General features: G+C 32.7%; 25 protein-coding genes. 11 read left to right on the forward strand and 14 right to left on the reverse strand.

Going from position 1 to position 26,395, the window contains the following annotated elements; all coding sequences use genetic code 11:
• From KLA_RS14550 to KLA_RS14560, 3 genes are all read left to right on the forward strand, one after another.
• The coding region (locus KLA_RS14550; protein ID WP_316931900.1) for a sulfite exporter TauE/SafE family protein at positions 1-762 on the forward strand (762 nt) is incomplete at its 5' end.
• A 15-nt stretch (positions 763-777) separates the two neighbouring features.
• On the forward strand, positions 778-1,410 hold the full coding sequence (locus KLA_RS14555) for a nitroreductase family protein (protein ID WP_034646626.1): 633 nt from the start codon (positions 778-780) through the stop codon (positions 1,408-1,410).
• 79 nt (positions 1,411-1,489) lie between these two features.
• Complete coding sequence (locus KLA_RS14560; protein ID WP_034646628.1) at positions 1,490-2,683, forward strand: DegT/DnrJ/EryC1/StrS family aminotransferase; 1,194 nt, start codon at positions 1,490-1,492, stop codon at positions 2,681-2,683.
• Positions 2,684-2,763: 80 nt separating this feature from the next.
• Here KLA_RS14560 and ribB read toward each other — a convergent pair whose 3' ends face one another.
• The 6 genes from ribB to tpx are packed head-to-tail and all read right to left on the reverse strand — an operon-like array spanning position 2,764 to position 9,377.
• A complete protein-coding gene (gene ribB, locus KLA_RS14565) occupies positions 2,764-3,894 on the reverse strand; it encodes a 3,4-dihydroxy-2-butanone-4-phosphate synthase (protein WP_013622597.1) in 1,131 nt (376 codons plus the stop codon).
• Positions 3,884-5,368, reverse strand: coding sequence for an LptF/LptG family permease (locus tag KLA_RS14570; RefSeq protein ID WP_075695856.1), 1,485 nt, complete (start codon positions 5,366-5,368; stop codon positions 3,884-3,886). The genes ribB and KLA_RS14570 overlap by 11 nt, the downstream gene beginning before the upstream one ends.
• A gap of 25 nt (positions 5,369-5,393) precedes the next feature.
• A complete protein-coding gene (locus KLA_RS14575) occupies positions 5,394-6,035 on the reverse strand; it encodes a LolA family protein (RefSeq protein ID WP_034646632.1) in 642 nt (213 codons plus the stop codon).
• A 20-nt stretch (positions 6,036-6,055) separates the two neighbouring features.
• Positions 6,056-8,467 (reverse strand): FtsK/SpoIIIE family DNA translocase, encoded by a 2,412-nt coding sequence (locus KLA_RS14580; RefSeq protein WP_034646634.1) that lies wholly within the window; start codon positions 8,465-8,467, stop codon positions 6,056-6,058.
• A gap of 39 nt (positions 8,468-8,506) precedes the next feature.
• Positions 8,507-8,878 carry a diacylglycerol kinase gene (locus KLA_RS14585; protein WP_013622593.1) on the reverse strand — a complete coding sequence of 124 codons (372 nt, stop codon included), beginning with the start codon at positions 8,876-8,878 and terminating at the stop codon, positions 8,507-8,509.
• Position 8,879: 1 nt separating this feature from the next.
• Entirely contained in the window at positions 8,880-9,377 is a 498-nt protein-coding gene (gene tpx / locus KLA_RS14590) for a thiol peroxidase (RefSeq protein WP_013622592.1), read from the reverse strand.
• A gap of 228 nt (positions 9,378-9,605) precedes the next feature.
• On the opposite strand from tpx, the gene KLA_RS14595 reads away from it, so the two are divergent.
• Positions 9,606-11,063 carry a catalase gene (locus KLA_RS14595; RefSeq protein ID WP_013622591.1) on the forward strand — a complete coding sequence of 486 codons (1,458 nt, stop codon included), beginning with the start codon at positions 9,606-9,608 and terminating at the stop codon, positions 11,061-11,063.
• A gap of 62 nt (positions 11,064-11,125) precedes the next feature.
• Positions 11,126-11,599, forward strand: a complete 474-nt coding sequence (locus KLA_RS14600) for an ankyrin repeat domain-containing protein (protein WP_013622590.1) — start codon at positions 11,126-11,128, stop codon at positions 11,597-11,599.
• A gap of 140 nt (positions 11,600-11,739) precedes the next feature.
• On the opposite strand, the gene KLA_RS14605 is transcribed toward KLA_RS14600, so the two are convergent.
• The 5 genes from KLA_RS14605 to KLA_RS14625 form a co-directional block, all read right to left on the reverse strand.
• A complete protein-coding gene (locus tag KLA_RS14605) occupies positions 11,740-11,997 on the reverse strand; it encodes a DUF6952 family protein (protein ID WP_013622589.1) in 258 nt (85 codons plus the stop codon).
• Complete coding sequence (locus KLA_RS14610) at positions 11,978-12,292, reverse strand: thioredoxin family protein (protein ID WP_013622588.1); 315 nt, start codon at positions 12,290-12,292, stop codon at positions 11,978-11,980. Before KLA_RS14610 ends, KLA_RS14605 begins: the two co-directional genes overlap by 20 nt.
• A gap of 7 nt (positions 12,293-12,299) precedes the next feature.
• On the reverse strand, positions 12,300-12,944 hold the full coding sequence (locus tag KLA_RS14615; RefSeq protein ID WP_013622587.1) for a peroxiredoxin: 645 nt from the start codon (positions 12,942-12,944) through the stop codon (positions 12,300-12,302).
• A 118-nt stretch (positions 12,945-13,062) separates the two neighbouring features.
• The gene (locus tag KLA_RS14620; protein WP_034646636.1) at positions 13,063-14,727 is read right to left on the reverse strand and encodes a Na+/H+ antiporter NhaC family protein; all 1,665 of its coding nucleotides are present in this window, start codon (positions 14,725-14,727) and stop codon (positions 13,063-13,065) included.
• A gap of 84 nt (positions 14,728-14,811) precedes the next feature.
• A complete protein-coding gene (locus KLA_RS14625) occupies positions 14,812-16,014 on the reverse strand; it encodes an aminotransferase class I/II-fold pyridoxal phosphate-dependent enzyme (RefSeq protein ID WP_034646638.1) in 1,203 nt (400 codons plus the stop codon).
• 158 nt (positions 16,015-16,172) lie between these two features.
• Here KLA_RS14625 and KLA_RS14630 point away from each other — a divergent pair, with 158 nt between their 5' ends.
• Complete coding sequence (locus KLA_RS14630; RefSeq protein WP_013622584.1) at positions 16,173-16,640, forward strand: Lrp/AsnC family transcriptional regulator; 468 nt, start codon at positions 16,173-16,175, stop codon at positions 16,638-16,640.
• A 119-nt stretch (positions 16,641-16,759) separates the two neighbouring features.
• Entirely contained in the window at positions 16,760-18,160 is a 1,401-nt protein-coding gene (gene lpdA / locus KLA_RS14635; protein ID WP_034646639.1) for a dihydrolipoyl dehydrogenase, read from the forward strand.
• A gap of 54 nt (positions 18,161-18,214) precedes the next feature.
• Here the strand turns inward: lpdA and thiD are convergent, their stop codons facing one another.
• From thiD to KLA_RS14650, 3 genes are all read right to left on the reverse strand, one after another.
• Positions 18,215-19,033, reverse strand: a complete 819-nt coding sequence (gene thiD, locus KLA_RS14640) for a bifunctional hydroxymethylpyrimidine kinase/phosphomethylpyrimidine kinase (protein ID WP_034646640.1) — start codon at positions 19,031-19,033, stop codon at positions 18,215-18,217.
• 143 nt (positions 19,034-19,176) lie between these two features.
• Positions 19,177-19,407: a CDGSH iron-sulfur domain-containing protein gene (locus tag KLA_RS14645; RefSeq protein ID WP_013622581.1), complete on the reverse strand. Its 231-nt coding sequence runs from the start codon at positions 19,405-19,407 to the stop codon at positions 19,177-19,179.
• Positions 19,408-19,465: 58 nt separating this feature from the next.
• Positions 19,466-20,584 (reverse strand): heparan-alpha-glucosaminide N-acetyltransferase domain-containing protein, encoded by a 1,119-nt coding sequence (locus KLA_RS14650; RefSeq protein ID WP_013622580.1) that lies wholly within the window; start codon positions 20,582-20,584, stop codon positions 19,466-19,468.
• 123 nt (positions 20,585-20,707) lie between these two features.
• Here KLA_RS14650 and KLA_RS14655 point away from each other — a divergent pair, with 123 nt between their 5' ends.
• The 4 genes from KLA_RS14655 to KLA_RS14670 all read left to right on the forward strand — a co-directional run bounded on the left by KLA_RS14655 (position 20,708) and on the right by KLA_RS14670 (position 26,362).
• On the forward strand, positions 20,708-21,238 hold the full coding sequence (locus KLA_RS14655; protein WP_034646642.1) for an NADPH-dependent FMN reductase: 531 nt from the start codon (positions 20,708-20,710) through the stop codon (positions 21,236-21,238).
• Between the two features lie 9 nt (positions 21,239-21,247).
• Complete coding sequence (locus tag KLA_RS14660; RefSeq protein WP_034646643.1) at positions 21,248-22,552, forward strand: anthranilate synthase component I family protein; 1,305 nt, start codon at positions 21,248-21,250, stop codon at positions 22,550-22,552.
• 20 nt (positions 22,553-22,572) lie between these two features.
• Positions 22,573-23,877: a tRNA lysidine(34) synthetase TilS gene (gene tilS / locus KLA_RS14665; RefSeq protein WP_034646644.1), complete on the forward strand. Its 1,305-nt coding sequence runs from the start codon at positions 22,573-22,575 to the stop codon at positions 23,875-23,877.
• Positions 23,878-23,962: 85 nt separating this feature from the next.
• Positions 23,963-26,362 carry a penicillin acylase family protein gene (locus KLA_RS14670; RefSeq protein ID WP_034646645.1) on the forward strand — a complete coding sequence of 800 codons (2,400 nt, stop codon included), beginning with the start codon at positions 23,963-23,965 and terminating at the stop codon, positions 26,360-26,362.
• The last annotated feature ends 33 nt before the right edge of the window (positions 26,363-26,395 follow it).

Here is a 26,395-nt window from a genome sequence, read left to right on the forward strand (position 1 = left end):
TTGTACGCTATGGATCAATGGTATCATTACCTATTATTAATAGCAGTAGGCTTTATTGTAGGTTTTATTAATACAGTAGCCGGTGGTGGTTCACTACTTTCATTAGGGGTTTTAATCTTTTTTGGTATACCGCCAAGTGTTGCTAATGGTACCAATAGAGTAGCTATAGCAATACAGTCAATGTTAGGCGTAGCAGGATTTAAAAGTAAGGGTGTAAGTACATTTCCGTTTAATATTTACCTAGGCATATCTGCAATGTTGGGCTCTATTGTTGGGGCAAATATAGCGGTAGAAGTAAGCGGAGAAACTTTTAATAAAATACTAGCTATTGTAATGATAGTTGTATTGTTAATTATAATATTTAAACCAAAATTAAAGGCTGAAGACATACAAGAACGTATAACAGGCAAGCATTTATGGATAGGTATAATTGCTTTTTTCTTTTTTGGTGTTTATGGTGGTTTTATTAACGCAGGCTTAGGTTTTATTATTATTTTGTTTTTGCATTATGCTAATCATATGACGCTGGTACGTGCAAACGCAACAAAAGTAGCAGTAGTTTTAATTTATACGTTAGCTGCGCTAGCGGTGTTTATTTACTACGATAAAATAATTTGGGAAATAGGCCTTGTTTTAGCTATTGGTAATGGCTCTGGTGCTTGGGTAGCAAGTAGAGTATCTGTAGCTAAAGGTGATGGTTTTATAAAAAAGTTTTTAATGCTAATGATTATTGTTATGGCTGTTAAACTTTGGTTTTTTTAATGCAATAGATGAAAAATGGAGATTATTAAAAAGTTAGAATGGCGTTACGCTGTTAAAAAATTTAATGAAAATATTGTACTACCAGATGCTAAAATAGAGGCAGTTAAAGAGGCTTTTAATTTAACAGCTACATCTTACGGTTTACAGCCAATAAAAATGGTAGTTGTTAAAAATAAAGCATTGCAGCAACAATTGGCGGTAAGCTCATACAATCAACAACAAGTAGCACAGGCGTCTCACGTTTTGGTATTGTGCAGAGAAACTACTATAAATGCAGATTATATTGCCAACTACTTTAAACGTGTACAGCAGGTTAGAGGCACTAGTAATGATATTTTAGATCCGTTTAAACAGCAATTAATTGGTAGTTTTAGTAAAAAAACTAGTGATGAAGTAGCGCAGTGGGCAACCAACCAGGCCTATCTTATTTTAGGTAATTTATTAACCGTTTGTGCAGCTACAGAAATAGATGCTTGCCCAATGGAAGGTTTTATTCCTGCCGAGTACGATAAACTTTTAGGATTACAAAAATTAAATTTAGCATCTGTATTAACTATGCCAATAGGTATTAGGGCAGATGATGATGTGTTTGCAACCTTTAAAAAAGTACGTAAAGAGACTGTAGAAAGTGTGATAGAAATTGCCTAAAATTGCTAACTTTACAAATCAATTAAAGCTATTGTTTTAATAGCATTAGAAAGAATAAAAAACAAGAAAAATATACAATATGCCAGGATTTGAATTTTTTGGAGATAAGGAAAGAGCAGAAGTACAAAAAGTACTAGACTCAGGTGTTTTAATGCGTTATGGTTTTGACGGTATGCGTGGTGACCAATGGAAAGCATTAGAACTAGAAGAAGCCTTAACAAAAAGAATGGAAGTAGGTTACGCACAATTAGTTAGTAGTGGTACAGCAGCATTAACTGTTGCGTTGGCTAGTGCAGGTATTGGTGCTGGTGATGAAGTTATTATGCCAACCTTTACATTTGTTGCTAGTTTTGAGTCTATTTTAGCTTTAGGTGCTGTACCTATTTTAGTAGATGTAGATGATACATTAACACTAAATCCAGAAGCGGTAGAAAAAGCAATTACACCAAAAACAAAGGTAGTTATGCCTGTACATATGTGTGGTTCTATGGCTAATTTAAGTGCTTTAAAAGCCATTTGTGATAAGCACAATTTATTGTTATTAGAAGATGCTTGTCAAGCAATTGGTGGTACGTATGAAGGTAAACCTTTAGGTAGTTATGGAGATTTAGGTTGTTTTTCTTTTGATTATGTAAAAACAATAACTTGTGGTGAAGGTGGTGCTGTAATTACTAACAATGAGCAGTATTACAAAAATGCCGATCATTATTCAGATCATGGTCATGATCATATAGGAAAAGATAGGGGAGCAGAAGATCACCCGTTTTTAGGATACAACTACAGAATATCAGAATTACACGCTGCTGTTGGTGTAGCTCAGGTGCAAAGATTAGATGAGTTTATTGCAATACAGAAAAAAACATATACTATTTTACGCAATGCATTGTCTACAATACCAGAAGTAACGTTTAGAGCAGTACCAGAAGGTGGTGAAGAAAATTACTCTTTCTTATCTATATTTTTACCAACAGAAGAACAGACAAGAAAAGCACACAAAGCTTTAGGTGAACACAGTGTTGACGCTTGTTTTTACTGGTATGCTAATAACTGGCATTATTACAAAAAATGGGCTCACTTAACTAACTTAACTTCTTTAGGTAAATTACCAAATGAGGTTAAAGAACAATTGCCAGACTATAGCAAGTCAGACTTTTCTAAGTCAGACCAATGGATTAGTAGAACAATTTCTTGTTTGGTTAAATTAGGATGGACCGAAGAAGAGGTAGAGCAAAGAGCTGCTAATATGGTTAAAGCTATAAAATCTGTATTATAATTTATTACAGATTATTAAAAATAGAAAAATCCCTTAAAACTTAGTTTTAAGGGATTTTTTATTTGTAGTGGTTAAGTTAATTAATACTTAACGTAATCTATAATTTCTAAACCATAACCAACAATACCCACACGTCTAGACTGTGTAGTATTTGTTAGTAGTTTTACTTTACTAATATTTAAATCGTGTAAAATTTGTGCACCAACACCAAAATCTCTACTATCCATATCTACTTTAGGGGCTTTTACTAAGCCGTTTCCTTGTAATTTTTTAAGTTGAGATAATCTGTTTAATAAATTAAGAGATTGAGATTCTTGGTTAATAAAAACCATAGCTCCCTTACCTTCTTTATTAATGGCTGCAAACATATCCTCTAATTTCTGATCAGGATTATTGGTAAGCGTACCTAAAATATCATTATTTACTAAGGTAGAATTTATACGCGTAAGTATTTGTTCATCCTTATTCCAGCTACCTTTGGTAAGTGCAATATGTACTTGGTCGTTAGTAGTTTGTTGGTAAGCGTGTAGTCTAAACTCTCCAAAACGAGTTTCAATTGTAAATTGCTCTTTCTTTTCAATAAGACTGTCGTGCTCCATTCTGTAAGCAATAAGAGCTTCAATAGAAACAACTTTTAAATCAAACTTTTTGGCAACATCTATCAATTGTGGCAAACGGGCCATAGAGCCATCTTCATTCATTATTTCAACAATAACACCAGCAGGTTTAAACCCTGCTAAACGAGCAAAATCAATTGCAGCTTCTGTATGCCCTGTTCTACGTAAAACTCCACCTTCTTTGGCAATTAACGGAAAAATATGTCCTGGTCTTGCTAAATCTTGTGCTTTAGTTTCGTTTTCTGTAAATGCTTTAACTGTTGCAGCTCTATCTCCTGCAGAGATTCCTGTAGTAACACCTTTTCCTTTTAAATCTACAGAAACGGTAAAAGCAGTTTCCATAGGGTCTGTGTTGTTGGTTACCATTACGTGTAAACCTAACTCTTTACAACGACCTTCTGTTAAAGGAGCACAAATTAAACCACGACCGTGAGTGGCCATAAAGTTTATCATTTCTGGTGTTACAGCTTCTGCAGCAGCTACAAAATCACCTTCATTTTCTCTGTCTTCATCATCAACAACAATAATAACCTTTCCTTTACGGATGTCTTCTATTGCTTCTTCAATTGTATTTAACTGTATTTTATTTTCCATTAGTTTTAGTCTTGGAATTTTTAGTAAACTGTTTTTTTATTAGGTAAATGATATCGCCAAAAGTAATTAAGCCTTTATCATTTGTTGCTCTTATAGTTAAAAATACACCTAGTGGTAGCATAACCAGTGTAGGTATCCAAGCAGCTAGTGCAGGTGGTATTTTACCAACTTTAGCAGAGTTGCCCACAAATACTCCTAAAAAGTAGTAGGCCAAGAAAAGTACAATGGCAATTACCATTGGTAACCCCATACCGCCTTTTCTAATAATTGCACCCAAAGGCGCACCAACAAAAAATAAAATGATACAAGAAAAAGCCAAAGCATATTTACTATGCAGGGCTAAAATATGTATGTTGTAACGCTGGTATTTTATGTCTAACTCTTTTTTTCTTGCAGAAACAGAACTTAAAACATTGGTAGTTGCACTATGTGCTGAGCTGTACAATTGCAATTGCATAGACTCATTATACAAACTAGCAATGTCTCCTGTGTAGGTAACTGTATCTTTTACAACCTCTTTTTGTTTGTTGTTTGGAGTTTCTTTTTTAGAAGCTTCATCTAACATAGGTTTTGGCTTTTTGTAACCGTAATCAGATTTAAAAGCACCTGCTCTAATAGATATATTTTTAGAAAAAGCTTTTATGGTTTTTATATTGTCGTTTCTTATAGAGTCTATATCAACAATAAGTCTAGATACTTTTTTCATTTTTTCAGTATCTACATTACGGTCTTCTTCTAAATCCTGATCGCTCATATCTGTAAGCTGTATGTTAATGATATACTCATTAAACTTAGCTTTAGCAAAAGGTACTTTTAGTTTGGTTTTACTATTTTTAGATTGTACGTCTTCATAATAATTACCATCTTTAAGTATAAGTTGTACAATATCAGAATCTTCACTACTAACTAATTCTCCTTTTTTTGCTTTAATAACAACATTACTAATAACATTGTTAGATTTTTTGTGGATAATAATGTTTTCTAAAAAGCGGTCGTTTTCACCAGACTTTTTATCAACTTTAATATTCATTCCTTCAAAATCACTAAAAATACCTTCTGCTATAATTGCAGCTGGTTTTACATTACCAATATTACGTTTAAGGTTGTAAATTTTATGAGCTGCAGCAGGGGCAACGTTGTTTGCAAAAAAGAAGGCAACAACACCAAGGAACAAAACAAAAATTATTATTGTACGCATTGCACGCTGTAAAGAAATACCAGAGGCTTTCATAGCGGCAAATTCATAATTTTCTGCTAGTGTACCAAAGGTTAAAATAGAGGAAAGTACTACCGTTAAAGGCAATACTTTGTCTATTAAACTTGGCATAAAGTAAAAAATAAACTTACCTATAATTTCTAGGTCTAATCCTTTACCCGCTAAGTCTCCTATATACAACCAGATCGTTTGAAATATGAAGATTAACATCAATATTGCAAACGAACTGAAAAAGTTAAAAAGAAACTTTGTTAGAATGTAACGATCTAATAATTTCAATGGCTTAATTTCTTATGATATAGTACCCGTTATCTTCGTACTTTTTTAAGTCAAAAGTAAATAAGCTTTTTGATAAAGTTTGATTTGTTTTAAAAGAATTAACAGTAATTGTGGTTTTTGTGCCATTATCTCCTGTTTCAATAAGGTTGTAAATGTGTTTTGTTTCTACATCTATACCTAAAAGTCTAGATTTAATTTCTGAATTAGAATCTATAGGAATTAATTTTATATACTGAATTTTTCTTCCGTTTATAGTCTGCAACTTATCCCAAGCATAATTATGGCCTGTTTTATAAAAAGTTAGCATTTTAGATGGCGTTATAGCGTTATCATCTGTAGACTTATCTTCTATAGTTACCTCTTCGTTATCAGGAACAACGGTGTATACTTTTTTACCATCAAACAATTGCATAGATCCTAGGTAGTTAAACAAGTATTTTTCACCTTGTAAGGTAACATCACCTCTGGTTTCTCTGTTTATATTGGCTTCACTGTTATTAAGTGAATGTTTAAAGTCCACAAAAATATTATTATAACTAGTTACTTTATTGTAAACTTGGTCTAATAAAGCTTTTGCCTTAGCGGAATTTTGCGCAAAAGAAACATTTGCTATTAATATGAATACTAAAACTCCTAATTTTTTCATTTTGTATGATTTGTTAATTGTTATTTTTTTTCGTTATCTAGTAATTGGTCTAACGCCAACATATCTGGTACTAAAACTTGCCTTGCCTTACTACCTTCAAACTGACCAACAATGCCGGCAGCTTCTAGTTGATCTATAATTCTACCTGCTCTGTTATATCCTAATTTTAGTTTTCGTTGTATTAAAGACGCAGAACCTTGTTGTGCAATTACAATTACTTCTGCCGCTTCTCTAAATAATTTATCACGATCTGCTATGTTATTATCAATACTTGTGCCAGAGTCATCTGGTCCTACATATTCTGGCAGTAAAAGAGCCTCTGCATATGCTCTTTGTGATCCTATATAACCTGTAATTTTTTCTACCTCTGGGGTGTCTACAAAAGCACATTGTACACGTATAACATCATTACCTTGTGTGTAAAGCATATCTCCACGACCAATTAATTGGTCTGCACCCTGTGCATCTAAAATAGTTCTGGAGTCAATTTTAGAAGTAACTCTAAACGCAATACGTGCCGGGAAATTGGCTTTTATAATACCTGTAATTACATTTACAGATGGTCTTTGTGTAGCTATAATTAGGTGAATACCAATGGCTCTGGCCAATTGTGCTAAACGAGCAATAGGTGTTTCTACCTCTTTACCAGCGGTCATAATTAAATCTGCAAACTCATCTATTACCAATACAATGTATGGTAAAAACATATGTCCATCATTAGGATTTAGTTTACGAGCCTTAAATTTAGCATTGTATTCTTTTAGGTTACGTACCATTGCAGCTTTTAGCAGTTCGTACCTGTTATCCATCTCTATACAAAGAGAATTTAATGTATTTATAACTTTTGCATTGTCTGTAATAATGGCATCTTCAGAGTCTGGCAGTTTGGCTAAAAAGTGGCGCTCTATTTTATTAAATAGCGTTAGTTCTACTTTTTTGGGATCTACCAATACAAATTTAACCTCTGCCGGATGCTTTTTATATAAGAGAGATGTTAATACAGCATTTAAACCAACAGATTTACCTTGACCTGTAGCACCTGCCATAAGCAAGTGAGGCATTTTAGCTAAATCTACCACAAGAGTTTCATTACTAATGGTTTTACCAAAAGCAATTGGCAGTTCCATTTCTGCTTTCTGAAATTTTGTACTTGCTATTACAGAACGCATAGATACTATAGAAGGGTTTTTGTTAGGAACCTCTATACCAATAGTTCCTTTACCTGGTATTGGAGCTATAATACGTATACCTAATGCAGCTAATGATAATGCAATATCATCTTCTAAATTTTTAATTTTTGAAATACGCACACCAGCATCTGGTACAATTTCATACAGTGTAACTGTAGGTCCAATAGTGGCTTTAATTTGTGCAATTCCTATTTTGTAGTTTTTAAGAGTTTCTACAATTTTATTTTTGTTTTCCTCTAATTCCTCTTGGTTAATTGTTATTCCGCCACCTGCTCCGTGTTGATCTAACAAATCTATATGTGGAAATTTGTAGTTTGCTAGCTCTAAAGTAGGGTCAAACTCACCAAAATCATCAACTAACTTGTCTGCTAGGTTATCTATTTCTTCTTTTTCTTCGGTAATTTTTTCTACCTCAATATTTAGGCTTTCTTCTACGTTTTCTTCATCCTCAGCAACAGTAACTTCAAAACCATCATTTGCAGGTACTTCTTCTTTTTCTATTGGAGGTATTTCTTCTTTGTGAGTATAAGTATCTACAACAACAGGAGTTTCTTCTACAGTAGCTTCTTCAACTGTTTCTGCCGTTTGTTTGCTTGTAGCATTTGCAGAAGAATTTTCATCATCGCCAGAATTGTTTAACTCATCTGTTAATGCAGCTTTTTTCTGTTTAAAGTATTGTAAGGTGCTTTCTGGAGTAAATTTAAATAGCCTTACTAAAATAAATATCAACCCAAAAATTAAAAGAAGTAGCACACCAATTTTACCAGTATAGTCTTGCAGAAAATCATTCATTTCAAAACCAACCAAACCTCCTAAAAGCGGCCATTTTTCAGCAAAAAAACCAAAAGCTACAGAAAACCATAAAATAAATATTAAGCCCCATATCCATTTTTTTACGAGTCCTTTTTTAGGTAGACTAAAAAATAATGTTAATCCTGATAAAAATAACAAAATAGGAAAAACAAAAGATGCAACACCAAACCCTTTGTATAAAAACAAATGTCCAATACTAGCGCCAAACTTATTTAGTAAGTTTTTAGCTTGTTCATTTCTGTTTGCAAATTCAGACAGCAAGCTTTGGTCATCTTGCCACGTAAAATAAAAAGATGTAAAAGAAAAAAACAGCGCAATAGCAAAAAGCATTATAACACTACCTAACAATATTTTATTTTGTTTAGATAAGCCAAAACTGCGTTTTTGTTTAGGAGTAGCTGCTTTCTTTTTAGTAGTCTTTTTTGCCATTAAATATGTGTACCTTAATATATGTAACCTAAAAATTGGTTACAAGTTAAAAATTTTTGGAATGTAAATAATACACCCTATTATAGATGCTGCTATAGAAACAATCATAACAGCACCTGCAGCAACGTCTTTTATAAAGCCAATTTTGGCATCAAACTCTGGTTGTATATAATCTGCTATTTTTTCTACAGCAGTATTTAGTCCTTCTATACCCATAACCAAACCAATAGCAAATATTTGCAGTATCCACTCTGTATTAGATATGTTGTAATAAAAACCAAAAATGGTAATTAAAATACATATAAAAAACTGAACCTTAATACTTGCCTCGGTTTTTAATAGTAAAAAAGCACCTTTTAAAGCGTAACCAACGCTACGTATTCTGTTTAATGCAAAATTTTCTTTAGGCATATTATAATGCTTCTAAAGCTAGCTTGTAATTAGGTTCTTCAGTTGTTTCTGCAACCTGCTCTGTATGTATAACTTTACCTTCTTCATTTAAAACAACAATAGATCTAGATAATAAAGCCTCTAAAGGTCCGTCTGCAAAAGTTACATTATACTTTTCTCCAAAGTTACCATCTTTAAAGTCAGATAACATTTCTACATTATCTAAACCTTCTGCACCACAAAAACGTGCTTGTGCAAATGGTAAGTCTTTAGAAACACATAATACAACAGTGTTTTCTAATGTAGAAGCTTCTTTATTAAACTGTCTAACAGATTGTGCACACGTACCAGTGTCTACACTTGGGAATATATTTAAAACTACTTTTTTTCCCTTATAGTTCTCTAAGGTAGCAGTAGATAAGTCGTTTTTTGTTAACTTAAAATCTGGAGCTGTAGCACCAACTTCAGGTAAATTACCTAATGTATTTATTTTATTTCCTTTTAAAGTAACAGTAGCCATAATGTATGTGTTTTAATTTTGGTGTGAAATTAAAAAATATATGAGTGATATGTAACTATTTTAATAAAAAAGTAATCCTTATATATAAGTTACTGTTTAATAGTGAATAGTTATGGTGTTTTTAATTAATATAAATTAAACTTATTCTTTGATAAAAACTATCAATTTCTTAACTTATATCCGAAAAGATTTTTAATTAATTTTATCTCATTAAAAATATAGACTGTTATGGAAAATAAAAAACTTACCACATCTGCAGGAGCCCCAGTATCTAACAATCAACGTTCACAAACCGCTGGTGACAGAGGCCCTGTTTTAATGCAAGATTACAAATTATTAGAAAAACTAGCACACCAAAATAGAGAGCGCATACCGGAACGTGTTGTGCATGCAAAAGGTTGGGGTGCAATGGGGACTTTTACAGTAACTCATGATATAAGTAAATATACAAGAGCAAAACTATTTTCATCTGTAGGTAAAAAAACACCAGTTTTAACTCGTTTTTCTACTGTTGCTGGTGAAATGGGAGCTGCTGATACAGAAAGAGATGTACGAGGTTTTTCTGTTAAGTTTTATACTGAAGAAGGTAATTGGGATTTAGTAGGTAACAATACTCCAGTTTTCTTTTTAAGAGATGGTTACAAATTTCCAGATTTTATACACACTCAAAAAAGACATCCTAAAACAAACTTGCGTTCACCAGAAGCAATGTGGGATTATTGGTCTTTATCACCAGAAAGTTTACACCAAGTAACTATTTTAATGTCTGATAGAGGAATACCAACAACTCCTATGCATATGAACGGTTATGGCTCGCATACATTTAGTTTTTGGAACAATGACGGCGAACGTTTTTGGGTGAAATTTCACTTTAAAACACAGCAAGGACATAAGCATTACACAAACGAAGAGTCGGCTAAAATTATTGGAGAAACAAGAGAAAAGTATCAAGAAGAACTTTTTGGGGCAATAGAAAAAGGAGATTACCCAAAATGGACGTTAAAAGTACAGGTAATGCCAGAGGCAGATGCAGAAAAAACACCGTACAATCCGTTTGATTTAACTAAAGTTTGGCCACATGCAGATTATCCGTTAATTGAAGTAGGGGAGTTGGAGTTAAATAAAAATCCAGAAAATTACTGGCAATATATTGAAAATGCAGCTTACTCACCATCTAACATAGTACCAGGAATTGGTTTTTCTCCAGATAAAGTATTACAAGCACGTATTTTTTCATACGCAGATGCACACAGGTATAGATTAGGTACTCACTACGAGGCTTTACCAGCAAATGCTCCTAAATCTGAAGTAAACCATTATCATAAAGATGGTTCTATGCGTTTCTTTACAAATGATTTTGGCAATCCAGATGCTTACTATGAGCCAAACAGTAAAGGAGGAGCTGTAGAAGATCCAACTGTAGAAGAACCACCAATGAAAATTAGTGGTGACGCTAAGCGTTATGAAGAAAATGACACGTATGGCGAGTACAAACAACCAGGTGATTTATTTAGGATGTTTAATGATGACCAAAAAAATAGGTTATTTAATAATATAGCTGCAGCAATGCAAGGTGTTTCTATGGAAATAATAGAGCGCCAGTTAGTTCATTTTGATAAAGCAGATCCTGAGTATGGTAATGGAGTACGTAAAGCTTTAGGTATTTCTGAACTAGAAAATTACTAAAAAATAAAATTGTTTAATTTGGGATAAGCATTAGTGCTTATCCCTTTTTTTATAGCTATAAAATGACAGAAACAACAACAGCATTTTTTAATGCAATACGAGAAGAGAATACAGAAGAAGTAACAAAAATGTTAAAAGAGAACCCAGAATTAGTATCTGTAAAAGATACACGTGGTTCTACACCTTTAATTTTAGCAACTTATTATAACTATTTAGATATAGCTAAGGTTTTATTAGATAACAACGCACCAATAGATGATAAGGATGCCTCTGGTAATACGGCTTTAATGGGAGTGTGTTTTAAAGGTTTTGATGCAATTGCAGCATATTTAATTGAAAAAGGGGCAGATGTAAATGCTGTAAATTTATCTGGAGCTACACCTTTAATTTACGCAGCTACATTTAACAGACAATCTATTATTAAAATGTTATTAGATAAAAATGCAGATAAAACTGTAGCAGACCAAAGAGGAAACACAGCTTTAGATCATGCAAAAATGCAAGGTTTAAGTGATTTAGAATCGCTTTTAGTATAAGAGAAAGCAATAAATATAAAAACCTCTAAAGTTTTACTTTGGAGGTTTTTTTGTTGCATTTAAGCAAGTCTATGAAAAAGAAAAAGCCACAATTCTAATTAAAGAATAGTGGCTTTTATTATGGAACAGTATGTACTGTTTTATTTATCTATAGAACCTAATACACGTTTCATAAACCCGTTTAATGCTTCTTTTTCTGGTACACCTTCTTTAATAGATTTTTGTACCTCAATAGCACCATACATGTTAGAAATTAGTTCTCCAATAACATCTAGCTCTTCATCTTTAAGAGAAGAAACTTCTGTTAATGCCTCTAAGGTTTCAATTGTTTCAAGAACGTAATCTTCATCGTTCTCTTTTATAAAACCCGTAAGGTGTTTAATTACTGGCAATTTCATGTACTAATTCTTTTAAAACATCATATTTATTAGTCTGTGTCTGGTTTTTAATACTTCCGTTTTCAAAAGTTGCAAACGTAGGTAAATTATCTACATTGGCTAATTTTCTAGATTCCGGAAATTTTTCAGCATCAGCTAAAATAAATGTAATGTCTTCGTTAGCGGCAGCCTCTTTTTTAAATTTAGGCTTCATTATTCTACAGTTTCCACACCATGTAGCAGAGTATTGCACAACCACTTTTTTGTGCTCAGCAATTAATTCTGCTAAATTGTCGTTTTCTAGTTCTAGTAACATACTAAAATTAGTTTACGTTAGATGCTAAATATTCTGCAGTACCTTTAGCGTTAGCTTGCATAGCTTCTTTACCTTCTTCCCAGTTTGCAGGACAAACTTCACCTTTTTCTTGTACGTGAGTGTAAGCGTCTACTAAACGTAAAAACTCATTTACATTTCTTCCTAGAGGCATATGGTTTATTCCTTCATGAAAAACAGTACCTTCTTCATCAATTAAGTAAGTAGCTCTGTAAGTAACATTATCACCATCTACAGTAACAACACCAGTTTCATCATTATAAGTTTCGTTAGAAATATCTAAGATACCTAATGTAGAAGCTAAGTTTCTGTTGCTATCTGCTAAAATTGGGTAAGTAACACCTTCTATACCACCATTATCTTTTGGAGTATTTAACCAAGCAAAGTGTACTTCTGGAGTATCACAAGAAGCTCCAATTACTATTGTGTTTCTTTTTTCAAATTCTGCTAATGCTGATTGAAAAGCGTGTAATTCCGTTGGACATACAAAAGTAAAATCTTTAGGGTACCAGAATAATAATACTTTTTTATTATTGTTCTTAGCTTCTTCCAAAATATTTAATTTGAAAGTATCACCCATTTCATTCATTGCGTTAACAGTTAAATCTGGGAATTTTTTTCCTACAAAAGCCATTTATTTTTTATTTAAGGTTATACATTTTGTTACTGCAAATATAACCTACAAATATGCTTTTTTAGATTAATAAAATTTTAATTCTTTATAGAAGAATAAAGATTCTTTATGTTAAAATTTATTTAGCTCGTAACTGTCTAATTTTTACGTTTAATGCAGCAAATAATAATGTAGTAAACGGACTTAACCAGTTAAACATAGCGTAAATAAAATACTCACCAACCCCAACGCCTAAAACACTAGATTGGTAAGCTCCGCAGGTGTTCCACGGTATTAATACAGAGGTTACTGTACCAGAATCTTCTAAGGTTCTACTTAAGTTTTCAGGAGCAAGGCCTTTGTCTTCGTAAGCTTTTTTAAACATTTTACCAGGAATAACAATAGCTAAATATTGGTCACTAGCAATTGCATTTAATCCTAAGCAACTAGCAACAGTACTAGCAAATAGTCCAAATGTAGATTTTGCTACAGATAAAAGTGCTTTAGTAATTCTTGACAAGGCTCCAATACCATCCATAATACCTCCAAAAACCATTGCGCAACAAATAAGTAAAATTGTCCATAGCATACCATTAATACCACCAGCACTAAATAGTTTGCGTAGTCTTTTTTTGGTAATTAATTTGTCTAGGTTATCTGCTATGTTTGCTAAACTTGTTTTGTCTGTAGTGCTATTGGTAAAAACAGCAGCTAAATCTTTTTTAGTGTAAATGCCTTCTACATCATCTTCAGTAAAAACATTAGACAAATCATTATGTTCCTTAATAATAGCTAATTCTTCTGCAGATAATTTAGCAAGCTCTTCACTGTTATCAATACTCACATTGGTATCTGTTAAAACAGCTGTAACAATAGCATTTGTTTTAGAATCTGCTAACCTATCTAACAATTTTGGCTGAAAAACAAAAGCAAAAACAATAGCTAAAACAACACCAGATAGTAATGCTAATAAAGGTTTTGTTTTAAGAAGTATTAAAGCAACAACAACAACAGGTACAATAAATAATAAAGGGGTAATTGTAAAGTTAGCATCTATTGTGTTTAAAATAAAAGCAACATCTGTAGTTCCGTTTGTGTCTATATTAGCACTTAAAACACTAAAAAATATAAGTGTTACAATTAACGTAGGCACTGTAGTTATGGTCATGTATTTAATATGCGTAAACAAATCTGTACCAGCCATAGCAGGAGCTAGGTTTGTTGTGTCACTTAAAGGAGACATTTTATCTCCAAAATAAGCTCCAGAGATTACAGCACCAGCAATCATTCCTGGGTTAATACCTAAGGCAGACCCAATACCAACTAAAGCAATACCAACGGTTGCAGAAGTGGTCCAGCTACTACCAGTAGCTATAGATATTATTGCAGCTATAATTACAGATGCAGGTAAAAATATACTAGGGTTTAAAACTTGCAAGCCATAATAGACCATAGCAGGTATAATACCACTAACTAGCCAAGTACCAGCCAATGCACCAACCAATACCAGTATAACTAGAGGAACAAAAACACTTTTTATATTTTCCCAAACTTCTTTACCCATTGTAGCAAAAGATGTCTTATTGTAAAGACCTACAATTGCAGCAACAGCACCACCAATTAAAAGTATAATTTGATTGGTGTATGCACCAAACCATTCTTGTCCGTCTACAAAAAAAATGTTGTAGGCTAAAAGCGACATTAATATGATGACCGGAATTAAAGCTTCAAAGAAATTTAATTCTTTATTTTTTACAATATGCTCATTTTTAGGGTCTGAGGTGCTTAAATTTTGGTTTTGCATTAAATTGAGTTAGTTAATTACCTTGTAATATTACAATTTTGGTGTGTTTCTTGCAAGTTTTATATCTTTTAGATAGTGGTTAAATTATGATAAAATACCCAAGTCTATCATACACTTTCTCATCATATTATAGGTTCTGTTAATATCATTGTCTAAACCAATAGATAGTCTAATTAATCCGTTAGACAATCCCATTTTTTCTTGTTCTTCCATAGGTATTTCTGAAGAGGTAGATGTGCCAGGAGCGCTAAAAAGTGTTTTGTAAAAGCCTAAACTAACTGCTAAATATCCTAAGTTACGTTCTTGCATAAGCTCCATTAATGCATTTGCTTTGTCTAAAGAGCCCACGTCTAATGTCATAATACCACCAAAACCATATTCTGCAACCATTTGTTGTTTCATTTTAAAATGACTAGGGTGTGATGCTAACCCAGGGTATACAACACGTAAACCATCTTTTTCAAAGTTCTGAGATAAGTACAATGCATTTTCACTATGCTTTTTTATTCTGATGTGTAGCGTTCTCATATTTTTTAAAATAGATGCAGCTCTGTAGCTATCTAAAGTGCTACCTAAAAGCATTGCAGCACCATTATTTACATCTTTTAAACTGGCACAAAAATCTGTAGTACCACAAACAACACCAGCAACAGTATCACTAGTACCGTTAATAAACTTGGTTAAACTATGTATTACAATATTAGCGCCTAACTTGGCCGGAAGAATAGATAATGGGGAAAACGTATTATCTACAACAAGCGGTATATTATGTTTTTTTGCTAATGCAGCCAATGCCTTAATATCAGCTATTTCTAACAATGGATTACTAACAGCCTCAAAGTAAATCATTTTTGTTTTAGGTGTAATTGCATTTTCAACAGCATCTATCGTAGTAATATCTACAAAAGATGTATCTACATTAAACTTTTGTACAAAGTTTTTTAAAAAAGCATAGGTTCCACCATAAATGGTTCTACTACTCACTAAATGGTCACCTGCATTGCAAAGTTGCAATATAACAGATGTTATAGCGCCCATTCCGCTAGCATAAACATTAGCATTTTCTGTACCTTCTAAAGCAGCTAAAGCTTCAGCTAAATAAAGGTTAGAGGGTGAGGAGTGTCTGCTGTACAGGTAGCAGCCTTCTGTGTTGCCATCAAAAGTATCAGACATCGTTTTGGCAGATATAAATGTATAGGTAGATGAGTCTGATATAGATGGGTTAACGCCTCCAAATTCTCCAAAATATTGTAGGTCTAGTATATTGTCTGAAGCCTTGTAATCCATAATATTATAGTTTAGGTGATTAATAATGGATTAAATGTATTTTTTAGTAGTTAGATTGTCAATATATTTTAAAATTTGATTTAAATAAAACTAAATAATGTGCTTATAATAGATTTAAATTCTATTTTTAATCATAATTACTTTAATCTTAAGAAAAAATGGCAAGTTTTGATGAAACAGATATTAAGTTGTTGGCACTTTTGCAAAACGACTGTAAAAAAACAACTAAAGAATATGCATTGCACTTAAATTTGTCTGTTACTGCTGTTTATGAGCGTATTAAGCGTTTAGAGCGCACAGGTATTATTACAAAATATGTAGCTTTAGTTGATAAAAAAACAGTAAAACGTTCTTTTGTAGTGCTCTGTCATATTAAATTAATACAGCATTCTAAAGAGTTTTTAATGCAATTTGAAAAAGAGGTGCAAAAGTTAAAAGAAGTAGGAGAATGTTACCATGTTAGTGGAGATTACGATTATATTTTAAAAGTATACGTAGAAAATATGGAAGCTTTTAGAGATTTTATGGTAACTAAGCTAACAGTATTAAACCACATTGGTAGTACGCAAAGTTCTTTTGTAATAAATGAAGTTAAACATACTACAGCTATAGAAGTTGGCGTTTAGCATATGTGTTTTTACATAGTAAACGCTAAAAATTTGTTATAATAAAAATAGGAATGTATTATAATTTCCTATCCACAAAAAATAGTGCTAATTTTACAACTTTAATCAAAGAAAAATATATGAATTCATATGATGTTGCCGTAATAGGCTCAGGTCCTGGAGGGTATGTTGCAGCTATACGTTGCGCACAATTAGGAATGAAAACAGCAATAATAGAGAAATATTCAACTTTAGGTGGTACATGTTTAAATGTAGGCTGTATTCCTTCTAAGGCGTTGTTAGACTCTTCTCATCATTATGAAGATGCCGTAAAGCATTTTGAAGAGCACGGAATTGATATTCCTGGCGAAATTAAAATCAATTTAGAGAAAATGATTTCTCGTAAGCAAGCCGTTGTAGACCAAACTACTGGTGGAGTTGATTTTTTAATGAAAAAAAATAATATTGATGTTTACGTAGGTACTGGTTCTTTTAAAGACGCTACACACATTTCTATAGCTGGTGAAGAAACTACAGAAATTGAAGCTAAACATACAATTATAGCAACTGGTAGTAAACCATCTACCTTGCCTTTTATTAAGTTAGATAAAGAGCGTGTTATAACTTCTACAGAAGCTTTAAAACTTAAAGAAGTGCCAAAACACCTTATTATTATTGGTGGTGGAGTTATTGGTTTGGAGTTAGGGCAAGTATACAAAAGATTAGGAGCAGAAGTATCTGTTGTTGAGTATATGGACCGTATTGTACCAACTATGGATAAAGGCGTGTCTAAAGAATTAAACAAAGTTTTAAAGAAACAGAAGTTTAAAATGAACTTGTCTCACAAGGTAAAATCTGTAGAGCGTAAAGGAGATGAAGTTATAGTTAAAGCAGATAATAAAAAAGGCGAAGAAGTTACTTTTACAGGAGATTACTGTTTGGTAGCTGTTGGTCGTCATGCATATACAGATGGTTTAAATGCAGAAGCTGCTGGTGTAAAGTTAACAGACAGAGGTTTGGTAGATGTTAATGAGCATTTACAAACTAATGTTTCTAATATTTATGCTATTGGTGATGTGGTTAAAGGTGCTATGTTAGCACATAAAGCAGAAGAAGAAGGTACATTTGTTGCAGAAACTATTGCGGGTCAAAAACCACATATTAATTACAACTTAATTCCTGGTGTAGTATACACTTGGCCAGAGGTTGCTGCTGTTGGTAAAACAGAAGAGGAATTAAAAGAAGCTGGTGTTGAGTATAAAGTTGGTCAGTTTCCTATGCGAGCTTTAGGTAGATCTAGAGCTAGTATGGATTTAGACGGATTTGTAAAAGTACTTGCAGATAAAAATACAGACGAAATTTTAGGTGTACATATGGTTGGTGCACGTGCTGCAGATATGATTGCTGAAGCTGTTGTTGCTATGGAGTACAGAGCTAGTGCAGAAGATGTATCTAGAATGTCTCATGCGCACCCAACATTTACAGAAGCTATTAAAGAGGCTGCTTTGGCGGCTACAGGAGATAGAGCTTTACACGTTTAAGGTTTCTATTTTATAAATTTTAAAAAGGCTGCTCACTAGAGCAGCCTTTTTTATTTAATACAGTTTGTAAAAATGATTTACTGGTCCGTTACCTTGACCAAGTTCTTTTCGTTTACCAGCAACAATAGCCTGGTGTGTATATGTTATTCCTTTTTGTACAGCATCTTTAAGTGTGCAGCCCAAAGCTATATGCGTTGCTATGGCAGAAGATAAGGTGCAACCTGTACCGTGAGTGTTTTTTGTATCTATTTGTGTCTTAGAAAAATTATGCAAGCTATCTGTATCATACACATATAAAACATCCATTAAAGAGGTACAGTTTTCTAAATGTCCGCCTTTAAGTAAAACAGATGTTTTATAGGTTTTTCCTATTTTTTTAGCCATTTCTGGCATATTTTCAGGAGAAATAGTATCAATATTTAATAAAACCAGAGCTTCTGGTATATTAGGTGTTATTAATGTAGCTATTGGTAAAAGCAATTTTAAGGCTTCCAAGGCAGAATTATCCAGTAAATTATGACCAGATGATGCTACCATAACAGGATCTAAAACTACTGGTATATTGTTATATGCCCTTAAGGAGTCTGTTACAGTTTTTATAATTTGGGTAGACTGTAACATTCCTATTTTAATAGCTCCAATATTAATATCAGTTAATACTGCTGCTATTTGGTTTTTAATTTCAACTGTTGGTATTGGATAAATAGCGTTTACCCCAAGTGTATTTTGTGCTGTAATAGCTGTTATTGCTGTTGTTGCAAAACCGTCGTTAGCGCTAATGCTTTTTATATCTGCTTGTATACCGGCACAACCGCCAGAGTCGCTACCAGCAATTGCCAATACAGCATTGTAAATGGTTGTAGTGTTTTTCATTTGTAATGTTAATGTCTGTTTGCAAATCTATGTAATTTGTAGATTTTGCGCTATACTGTTTTGTATTAACATACGTACAAAACCTAAAAAAAGTCCTTATGAATTTTACATAAGGACTTTTAGTATTGATGCTGTGTAGATTACTACTTGTGAGATCCGTCACAAAAAGGAGGATTACTAGTTAATTTACACGTACACATATTGTACGTTTTTGTTTCTTCTACAGAAAAACGCATAGATGGTGTTGCGTTATGTGCTTTATGAGAACCATCACAAAATGGTTGGTTGCTACTGTGTGCACAAGTACACCAGCCGTAATTTTTATCTTTTTCTAATTCTACCTTTATTGGTGAGTATTTTTTTTCGTTGCTCATTTTATAGTTATTTGGCCGTAAACATAGCGCAAAACTAAGCATCAAAAAATAGCAAATGTCAATTTTTAGCTAGTCTAAATAGCTTTAAGGCCCCAAACTTTATCTTCTGCAGTGTAGCTTTTATTTTATCTTCATAAGTATCATACAATAAAGCTAAATAAGTACAACTAATCATAAATAAAATAGCTCCAATTATGGCTGTTGCTGGGTGTAAAGAATATTTTAAGTAGTGGTAAATTCCAAGTCCAGTAAAGCTACCATATAAAATAATAAAATGTATAACGTAAATGGCTAAGGTATTTTGCCCTATCCTTAAAACAACTTTATTGGTTAAAAAAGAGCGCAACATCATAAATAAAGAAAAAATAATAAGTACGTCTCCAAGCCTAATAAACAAGTAGTTGTTAGTGTATACTGCATATAAAAAGTTATTGCCTGTAACATCACAAATAAATGCAAACAATGGTGATGATCCAAAAATTAAAAACAACCCTAAAGTTGTACAAATAAGTATAGCATTTAGGTATAAATGCTTGTGGTTTTTGAATTTGGTAAATAACATAGCCATAAACGCACCAAAAGTAGCATACCCAAACCAAGGAATAATGGTAAATACAGAACCGTATAGTTTGGTAATATAATTTGCTATGGCTTTTGGTAAATAGGTGTGTGGTAGTTTATCATAACTAGGTTCATATAAAAATAATAGTAATGTTATGCTAAGTAAAATAGTAGCAAACACAATTGGTTTAGTTTTACTGGTAAGCAAATACAATGCTATAATACCTAAAATAGAAAAGCCTATACAATGCAATACATCTACATAATAAAAAGAGTCGTACAGCTCTGCAAAAAGCACGCTAAACAGGTTCATTCTAAGTAAATAACCTATTAAAATTAGTTGTAGTCCACGTTTAATTCCTTTTTTAACACGCGGATTTTTTAAACCAATTTTATCTCCTTTAACCAGCAAATATGTAAATATAAAACCGGATACAGTAAAGAAAACAGGAGCTGTCATTCCTCTAAAATAGCTCCAAATAGCATAAGGTAAAATGGTTTTGTCTCGGTATTCAAAATCTAGTAATCCGTCTATAAAATGACCTTGTAACATCATTAAAATAGCCCAAGCACGCATAGCGTCTATAAAGTATAATCTATTGGTTTTCTTCTCCATTGGTGGTTATAAAAAAGCTATGTGCTTGTTTTACAGTTGGTTTTATTATTTTCGTCTGCAAAATTAGCTAAAATGCTCGCAAATGATTGTTATTTACGGTATTTTCGTTAAAAACTATTTAAAATGAGTAATATTTTAGCTTTTGCCGGAAGTAATAGTAGCACATCTATAAACTATAAATTAGCAACATTTACTGCTAGTGTTTTAGGTGATAACGCAGTTACGTTGTTAGATATGTCTAAGGTTAACATTCCTATGTATAGTGAAGATGCAGAAAAAAATGATGGTTTTTCTACAGAACTAAAAAATGTAAATAGCGCAATTGCAAGTGCAGATGCTTTAGTAATAGCAGTAAATGAGCACAATAGTGGGTTGTCTTCTTTTTTTAAAAATTTAATAGACTGGCTTTCTAGGCTAGATCGTAATTTTTTAGAAGGTAAAAAGGTACTTTTACTTTCAACCTCTCCTGGTAAAAGAGGCGCAATTAGTGCAATGGAACAAGCAAAAGGCGTATTACCACGCTTTGGAGCAGAAATAGTTGCTAGCTTTTCGTTGCCTTCTTTTTATGATAATTTTAAAGAAGATGTTTTTGTAGCATCTAATTTAAAGACCGAATACCAGTCAGTTGTAGATCAATTTTTAGCTAAATTATAAACCATACCATTGCGCAAATCTTTTTCTTTTACGGTTGATGATGTTCAGGTATTTAAAAACCAATTACTTGTTTGGAGTCAGCAATTTTACGAGGTTGTTTGGTTAGACAGTAACTTGCATGAAAACAAATACAGTTCTTTTGACGGAATGTTGGCTGTAGATGCATTAACGGCCTTGTCTACAGACAGTTTTAATGCTTTTGACGATTTAAAAACTTACCAAACAGAAACCAAAGATTGGATTTTTGGTTATTTAACGTACGACTTAAAGAATACCACAGAGCAATTAAAATCTGCAAATTTTGACGGCCTGCATTTTCCTGAATTGTACTTTTTTCAGCCTAAAAAAATAATACAATTACAAGGGAATACTGCTCATTTTTTATATTTAAATATGGTTGATGATGAGCTACAATCAGATTACGAAGAAATTACCAAAATCAACCTAAAAGTAGAACAAAAACAAGAAGAAAAGAACATACATATTAAAATGAGAATCTTTAAGGACGATTATTTTAATAGAGTAGGTAAAATGCTTCAAAAAATACATAGAGGAGATATATATGAAGCCAATTTTTGCCAAGAGTTTTATGCAGAAAACACTGTTATTAATCCGTTAGAAACTTACTTACAATTAAATAAAATATCTAAAGCACCATTTTCTGTTTTCTTTAAATTAAATGATAAATATTTAGCTTCTGCATCACCAGAGCGTTATATAAAAAAAGAAGGTACAAAGGTAATTTCTCAGCCAATTAAGGGAACTTCAAAAAGATCTGCTAACAAAATTGAAGACAAAAATTTACGGATTAATTTAGGCAAAGATGAAAAAGAACGTGCAGAAAATATAATGATTGTAGACTTGGTACGTAATGATTTGTCTAAGAGTGCTGTGAAAGGAAGTGTGGAAGTAGAAGAATTATGCAAAGTATACACTTACAATCAAGTACATCAAATGATTTCAACTATTACTTCAACTGTTGAAAGTGATAAAAATGTAGTAGATATTATAAAAGAGACTTTTCCTATGGGGAGTATGACCGGTGCTCCTAAGGTGTCTGCAATGCAAATTATAGAAGAGTTAGAAGCTACAAAAAGAGGCTTGTACAGTGGTACCGTTGGGTATATTACACCAGAGCAAGATTTTGATTTTAATGTAGTTATACGTAGTATTTTGTATAATGCCACTGAAAAATACGTGTCGTTTTCTGTTGGTGGTGCTATAACAGCAAAAGCCAGTCCAGAAAAGGAGTATGAGGAGTGCTTACTTAAGGCAAAAGCAATGAGACAGGTTTTAGAAGGTAAAATATCTTAAACTTTAGTTACATTTGTAACGTGCTAAAAGAATTTAAAAATCATATTAAAGCCCATTTTCCACTGTTGCTGCAACGCCCGTTTTTGGTAGCTTGTAGCGGTGGTGTAGATAGTGTTGTGTTAGCACATTTGTGTGCAGCATTGCAGTTAGATTTTTCTATAGCGCATTGTAACTTTAAATTGCGTGATGCAGCTAGTGATGCAGATGAAGAATTTGTTCGTCAAATGGCACTACAATTACAAAAAAAAATATACGTAACTAATTTTAATACAGTTGGTTATGTTGCTAAAAATAAGGTTTCTATTCAAATGGCAGCAAGAGACTTAAGGTATTCTTGGTTTGCTAAATTAGTTAAAGAAAATAATCTAGAAACCGTGTTAACAGGCCATCAAGCAGATGATAATTTAGAAACCTTTTTAATTAATTTATCTCGTGGTACTGGTGTAGGTGGTTTGTTGGGTATACCATCAAAAACTAGTGCATTAGCTAGGCCATTATTGCCTTTTACTCGTGATGAGATAGAAGATTTTGCTAAGCAAAACAATATTAAATGGCGAGAAGATAAAAGCAATAAAGAAACCAAATATTTAAGAAACAGAATAAGACATAAAATTGTACCAGAATTAAAAGAATTGCATCCAACATTTTTACAGAATTTTAATAATACACAAGCCTATTTGCAAGAAACTTCTGTTTTAGCAGAGGATTACATTAAACTTCTTAAAAATAAATTATTTGTACGTAAAAATGGCGTTATAGAGGTTTCTGTTTCTAAATTATTAACCTACAAACCCTTAAAAACCTATTTGTATGCATTGTTTAGTAGCTATGGATTTACAGAATGGCAAGATGTTGCTAATTTACTAACGGCAATGAGCGGTAAACAAGTTTTGTCTAGAACACATAGGTTGGTTAAAAACAGAGAAAATTTACTATTACAGGAGCTTAAAGAGGCAAATTCTGATGTGTATTTGGTGAACAAAGACCAAGAAACTATAAGTTATCCTATAAAATTGCATTTTCAAAATGTATCTGAAATAGGAATTACCAATGACACCACTATTTATGTAGATAAGTCTAAATTAAAGTTTCCTTTAGTTTTGCGTAAACGTGAAGAAGGAGATGTTTTTTATCCTTTTGGACAAAATGGTAAAAAAAAGCTTAGTAAATTTTATAAAGACATTAAATTAAGCGTTGTAGCAAAAGAAGAGCAGTGGTTACTATGCTCGGAGTCTAACATAGTTTGGGTAGTTGGCAAACGTGCAGATAATAGGTTTAAAGTTAATACTGATTACGCTAATATTCTTAAAATCAGTATTTTGTAGTAGTGATGTTCTTTTTTTAAATTATAGCCGTAAAATAGGTTTTCTTTTTTAAAATTTAATTCTACCTTTAGGCAAACAACCTATTATGCGCCGCTTAAAGAAGATACTAAAAATAATTATTCCGGTTTTAGGCTTGTTATTTTTAGCTTTTTGTATGTTTATTTATTCTTTAACTCCTGAGTATGAAGGAGAAAAAGATTTAAAAAATTTATCTAACCAAGTAGATGTCTATTATGACAATTACGGAATTCCTCATATTTATGGCGCTACAGAAAAAGATGCTATACGCGCATTAGGTTATGTACACGCACAAGATAGGTTGTGGCAAATGGAATTACTAAGGAGAATTGGCCCTGGTGAATTATCAGAGATTTTTGGAAAAGACTTAGTAGAAACAGACAAGCTTTTTTTATCGTTAGGTATAGATGATTACTCTAAGGAAACGGTAGCTAACTTAGATCCTAATAGTGACTATGTAAAGCTTGCAGAAGCTTATTTAGATGGTGTTAACCAGTTTCAGGAAGAAGGTCCAACTCCAGTAGAATTTTACTTAACAGGTGTAGATAAACGCCCTTTTACGCTAAAAGACATACATAATACCATTGGGTATATGGCATTTAGCTTTGCAATGGCGCACAAAACAGATCCATTACTTAGTACTATAAAGAGCAAGCTTGGTAGTGCTTACTTAAAAGATTTATCAATTACAACAGAACCATCTTCTACACTTATAGAAAATTACGACCCATTAAAAGATACTTTACAACTTAATTTGGCTAGCAAATTAGCTTCTACATTTAAAAACCTACCAATACCTTTGTTTGAGGGAAGTAATAGTTGGGTTTTATCGCCCCAAAAAACAAAAAACAAAGCTGTAATTTTAGCAAACGATCCACATATTGGTTTTTCTCAACCAACCGTTTGGTATGAAGCTCATTTAAGCACACCAACGTATAAAAAGTATGGGTATCATTTAGCAGGTGTTCCTTTTCCTTTATTGGCACACAACAGGCAGTTAGCCTATGGTTTAACAATGTTTGAGAATGATGATGTTGATTTTTATTATGAAGAAACTAACCCAAAAGATACTACACAGTATAAAACAGAAAATGGTTGGAGAAAATACAATTACAAGCATAAAATAATTAAGGTGAAAGGTGAGGATGATGTAAAATTTACGGTAAAATCTACCAGACACGGTGCAGTTTTAAACGGCATAGCAACTAGCGTAACAGGAGAAAAACCGGTTGCAATATCTTGGATTTTTACCCAAGTAGAAAATAAACTTTTAAGTGCATTGTATGGTATGTCTCACTCAGAGTCTATGGGTACTTTTAAACGTCATTTAAGAGATTTACACGCTCCAGGTTTAAATATAATGTACGGAGACGCAGAAGGCAATGTAGCTTGGTGGGCAACAGCTAAGTTGTATAAAATGCCAGATAGTACTAATACCAAATTAATTTTAAACGGAACAAATGGTATGCAAGAACGTGGTGATTTTTTAGATTTTTCTGAAAATCCGCACGCAGAAAATCCGCCTTGGGAATTTGTGTATTCTGCAAACAACCAACCAGACACTATAAACGGAAGGTTTTTTCCGGGATACTATTTACCAGAAAGCAGAGCCAAACGTATAGAGCAGTTGCTAAGGCCTAAAAATGATTGGGATAAAGCGTCGGTTTCTAAAATGATTACAGATGTTACTTCTGCTGTAGACCCAACCATTGTTACTAATATGGCTAAAAATATAGATATTAGTAAGTTAGATATTAATGCTATTAAATTATTAGACCAACTAACCAATTGGGATGGTAGCGCTACGGTAAACAGTGTAGAGTCTAGCTTATACCAACGCTGGGTGTTTTATATGCTTAAAAATACCTTTAAAGATGAGCTAGGTGAAGAACTTTTTAACCAGTTGCTTACAACACATTTTCATAAAAGATTAATTGCACCAATGGTAAGCAATAGCTCATCAATTTGGTGGGATAATGTAACAACTACTAAGGTAGAGACTTCAGATGATATTTTTCAGTTGTCATTAACAGATGCGCTATTGTCATTAAAAAATCAATTTGGAGAAAATACAGAAGCTTGGACTTGGGGAAAAATACATACATTAGAGCATGAGCACCCTATAGGTAAGGTAAAAACGTTACGCAAGTACTTTAATGTTGGCCCTTTTCCTGTGAATGGCACTAAAGAAGTTATAAATAATATGGGTTTTACCTATAGTGAAGATAGTATTTATAAAGTAACCTCAGGACCATCAACACGTAGGGTAATAGATTTTTCTGATATAGAAAATAGCATAAGCATACTACCTACAGGGCAATCTGGTAGTCCGTTTAGCTCTCATTATAACGATCAGGCTCAAATGTACTTAAATGGCGAGTTTCGTAAAATGATGATGAATAAAGAGGAAATTATAGCAACTAAAAAATCGTTATTGGTTTTTAAGCCACATGCAAGGGTAGAGTAGATATACTCCTTGTAAATTCATCAAAATATAAAC

The sequence above is a fragment of the Cellulophaga geojensis KL-A genome (genome assembly GCF_000568425.1).
GTDB classification, from domain to species: domain Bacteria; phylum Bacteroidota; class Bacteroidia; order Flavobacteriales; family Flavobacteriaceae; genus Cellulophaga; species Cellulophaga lytica.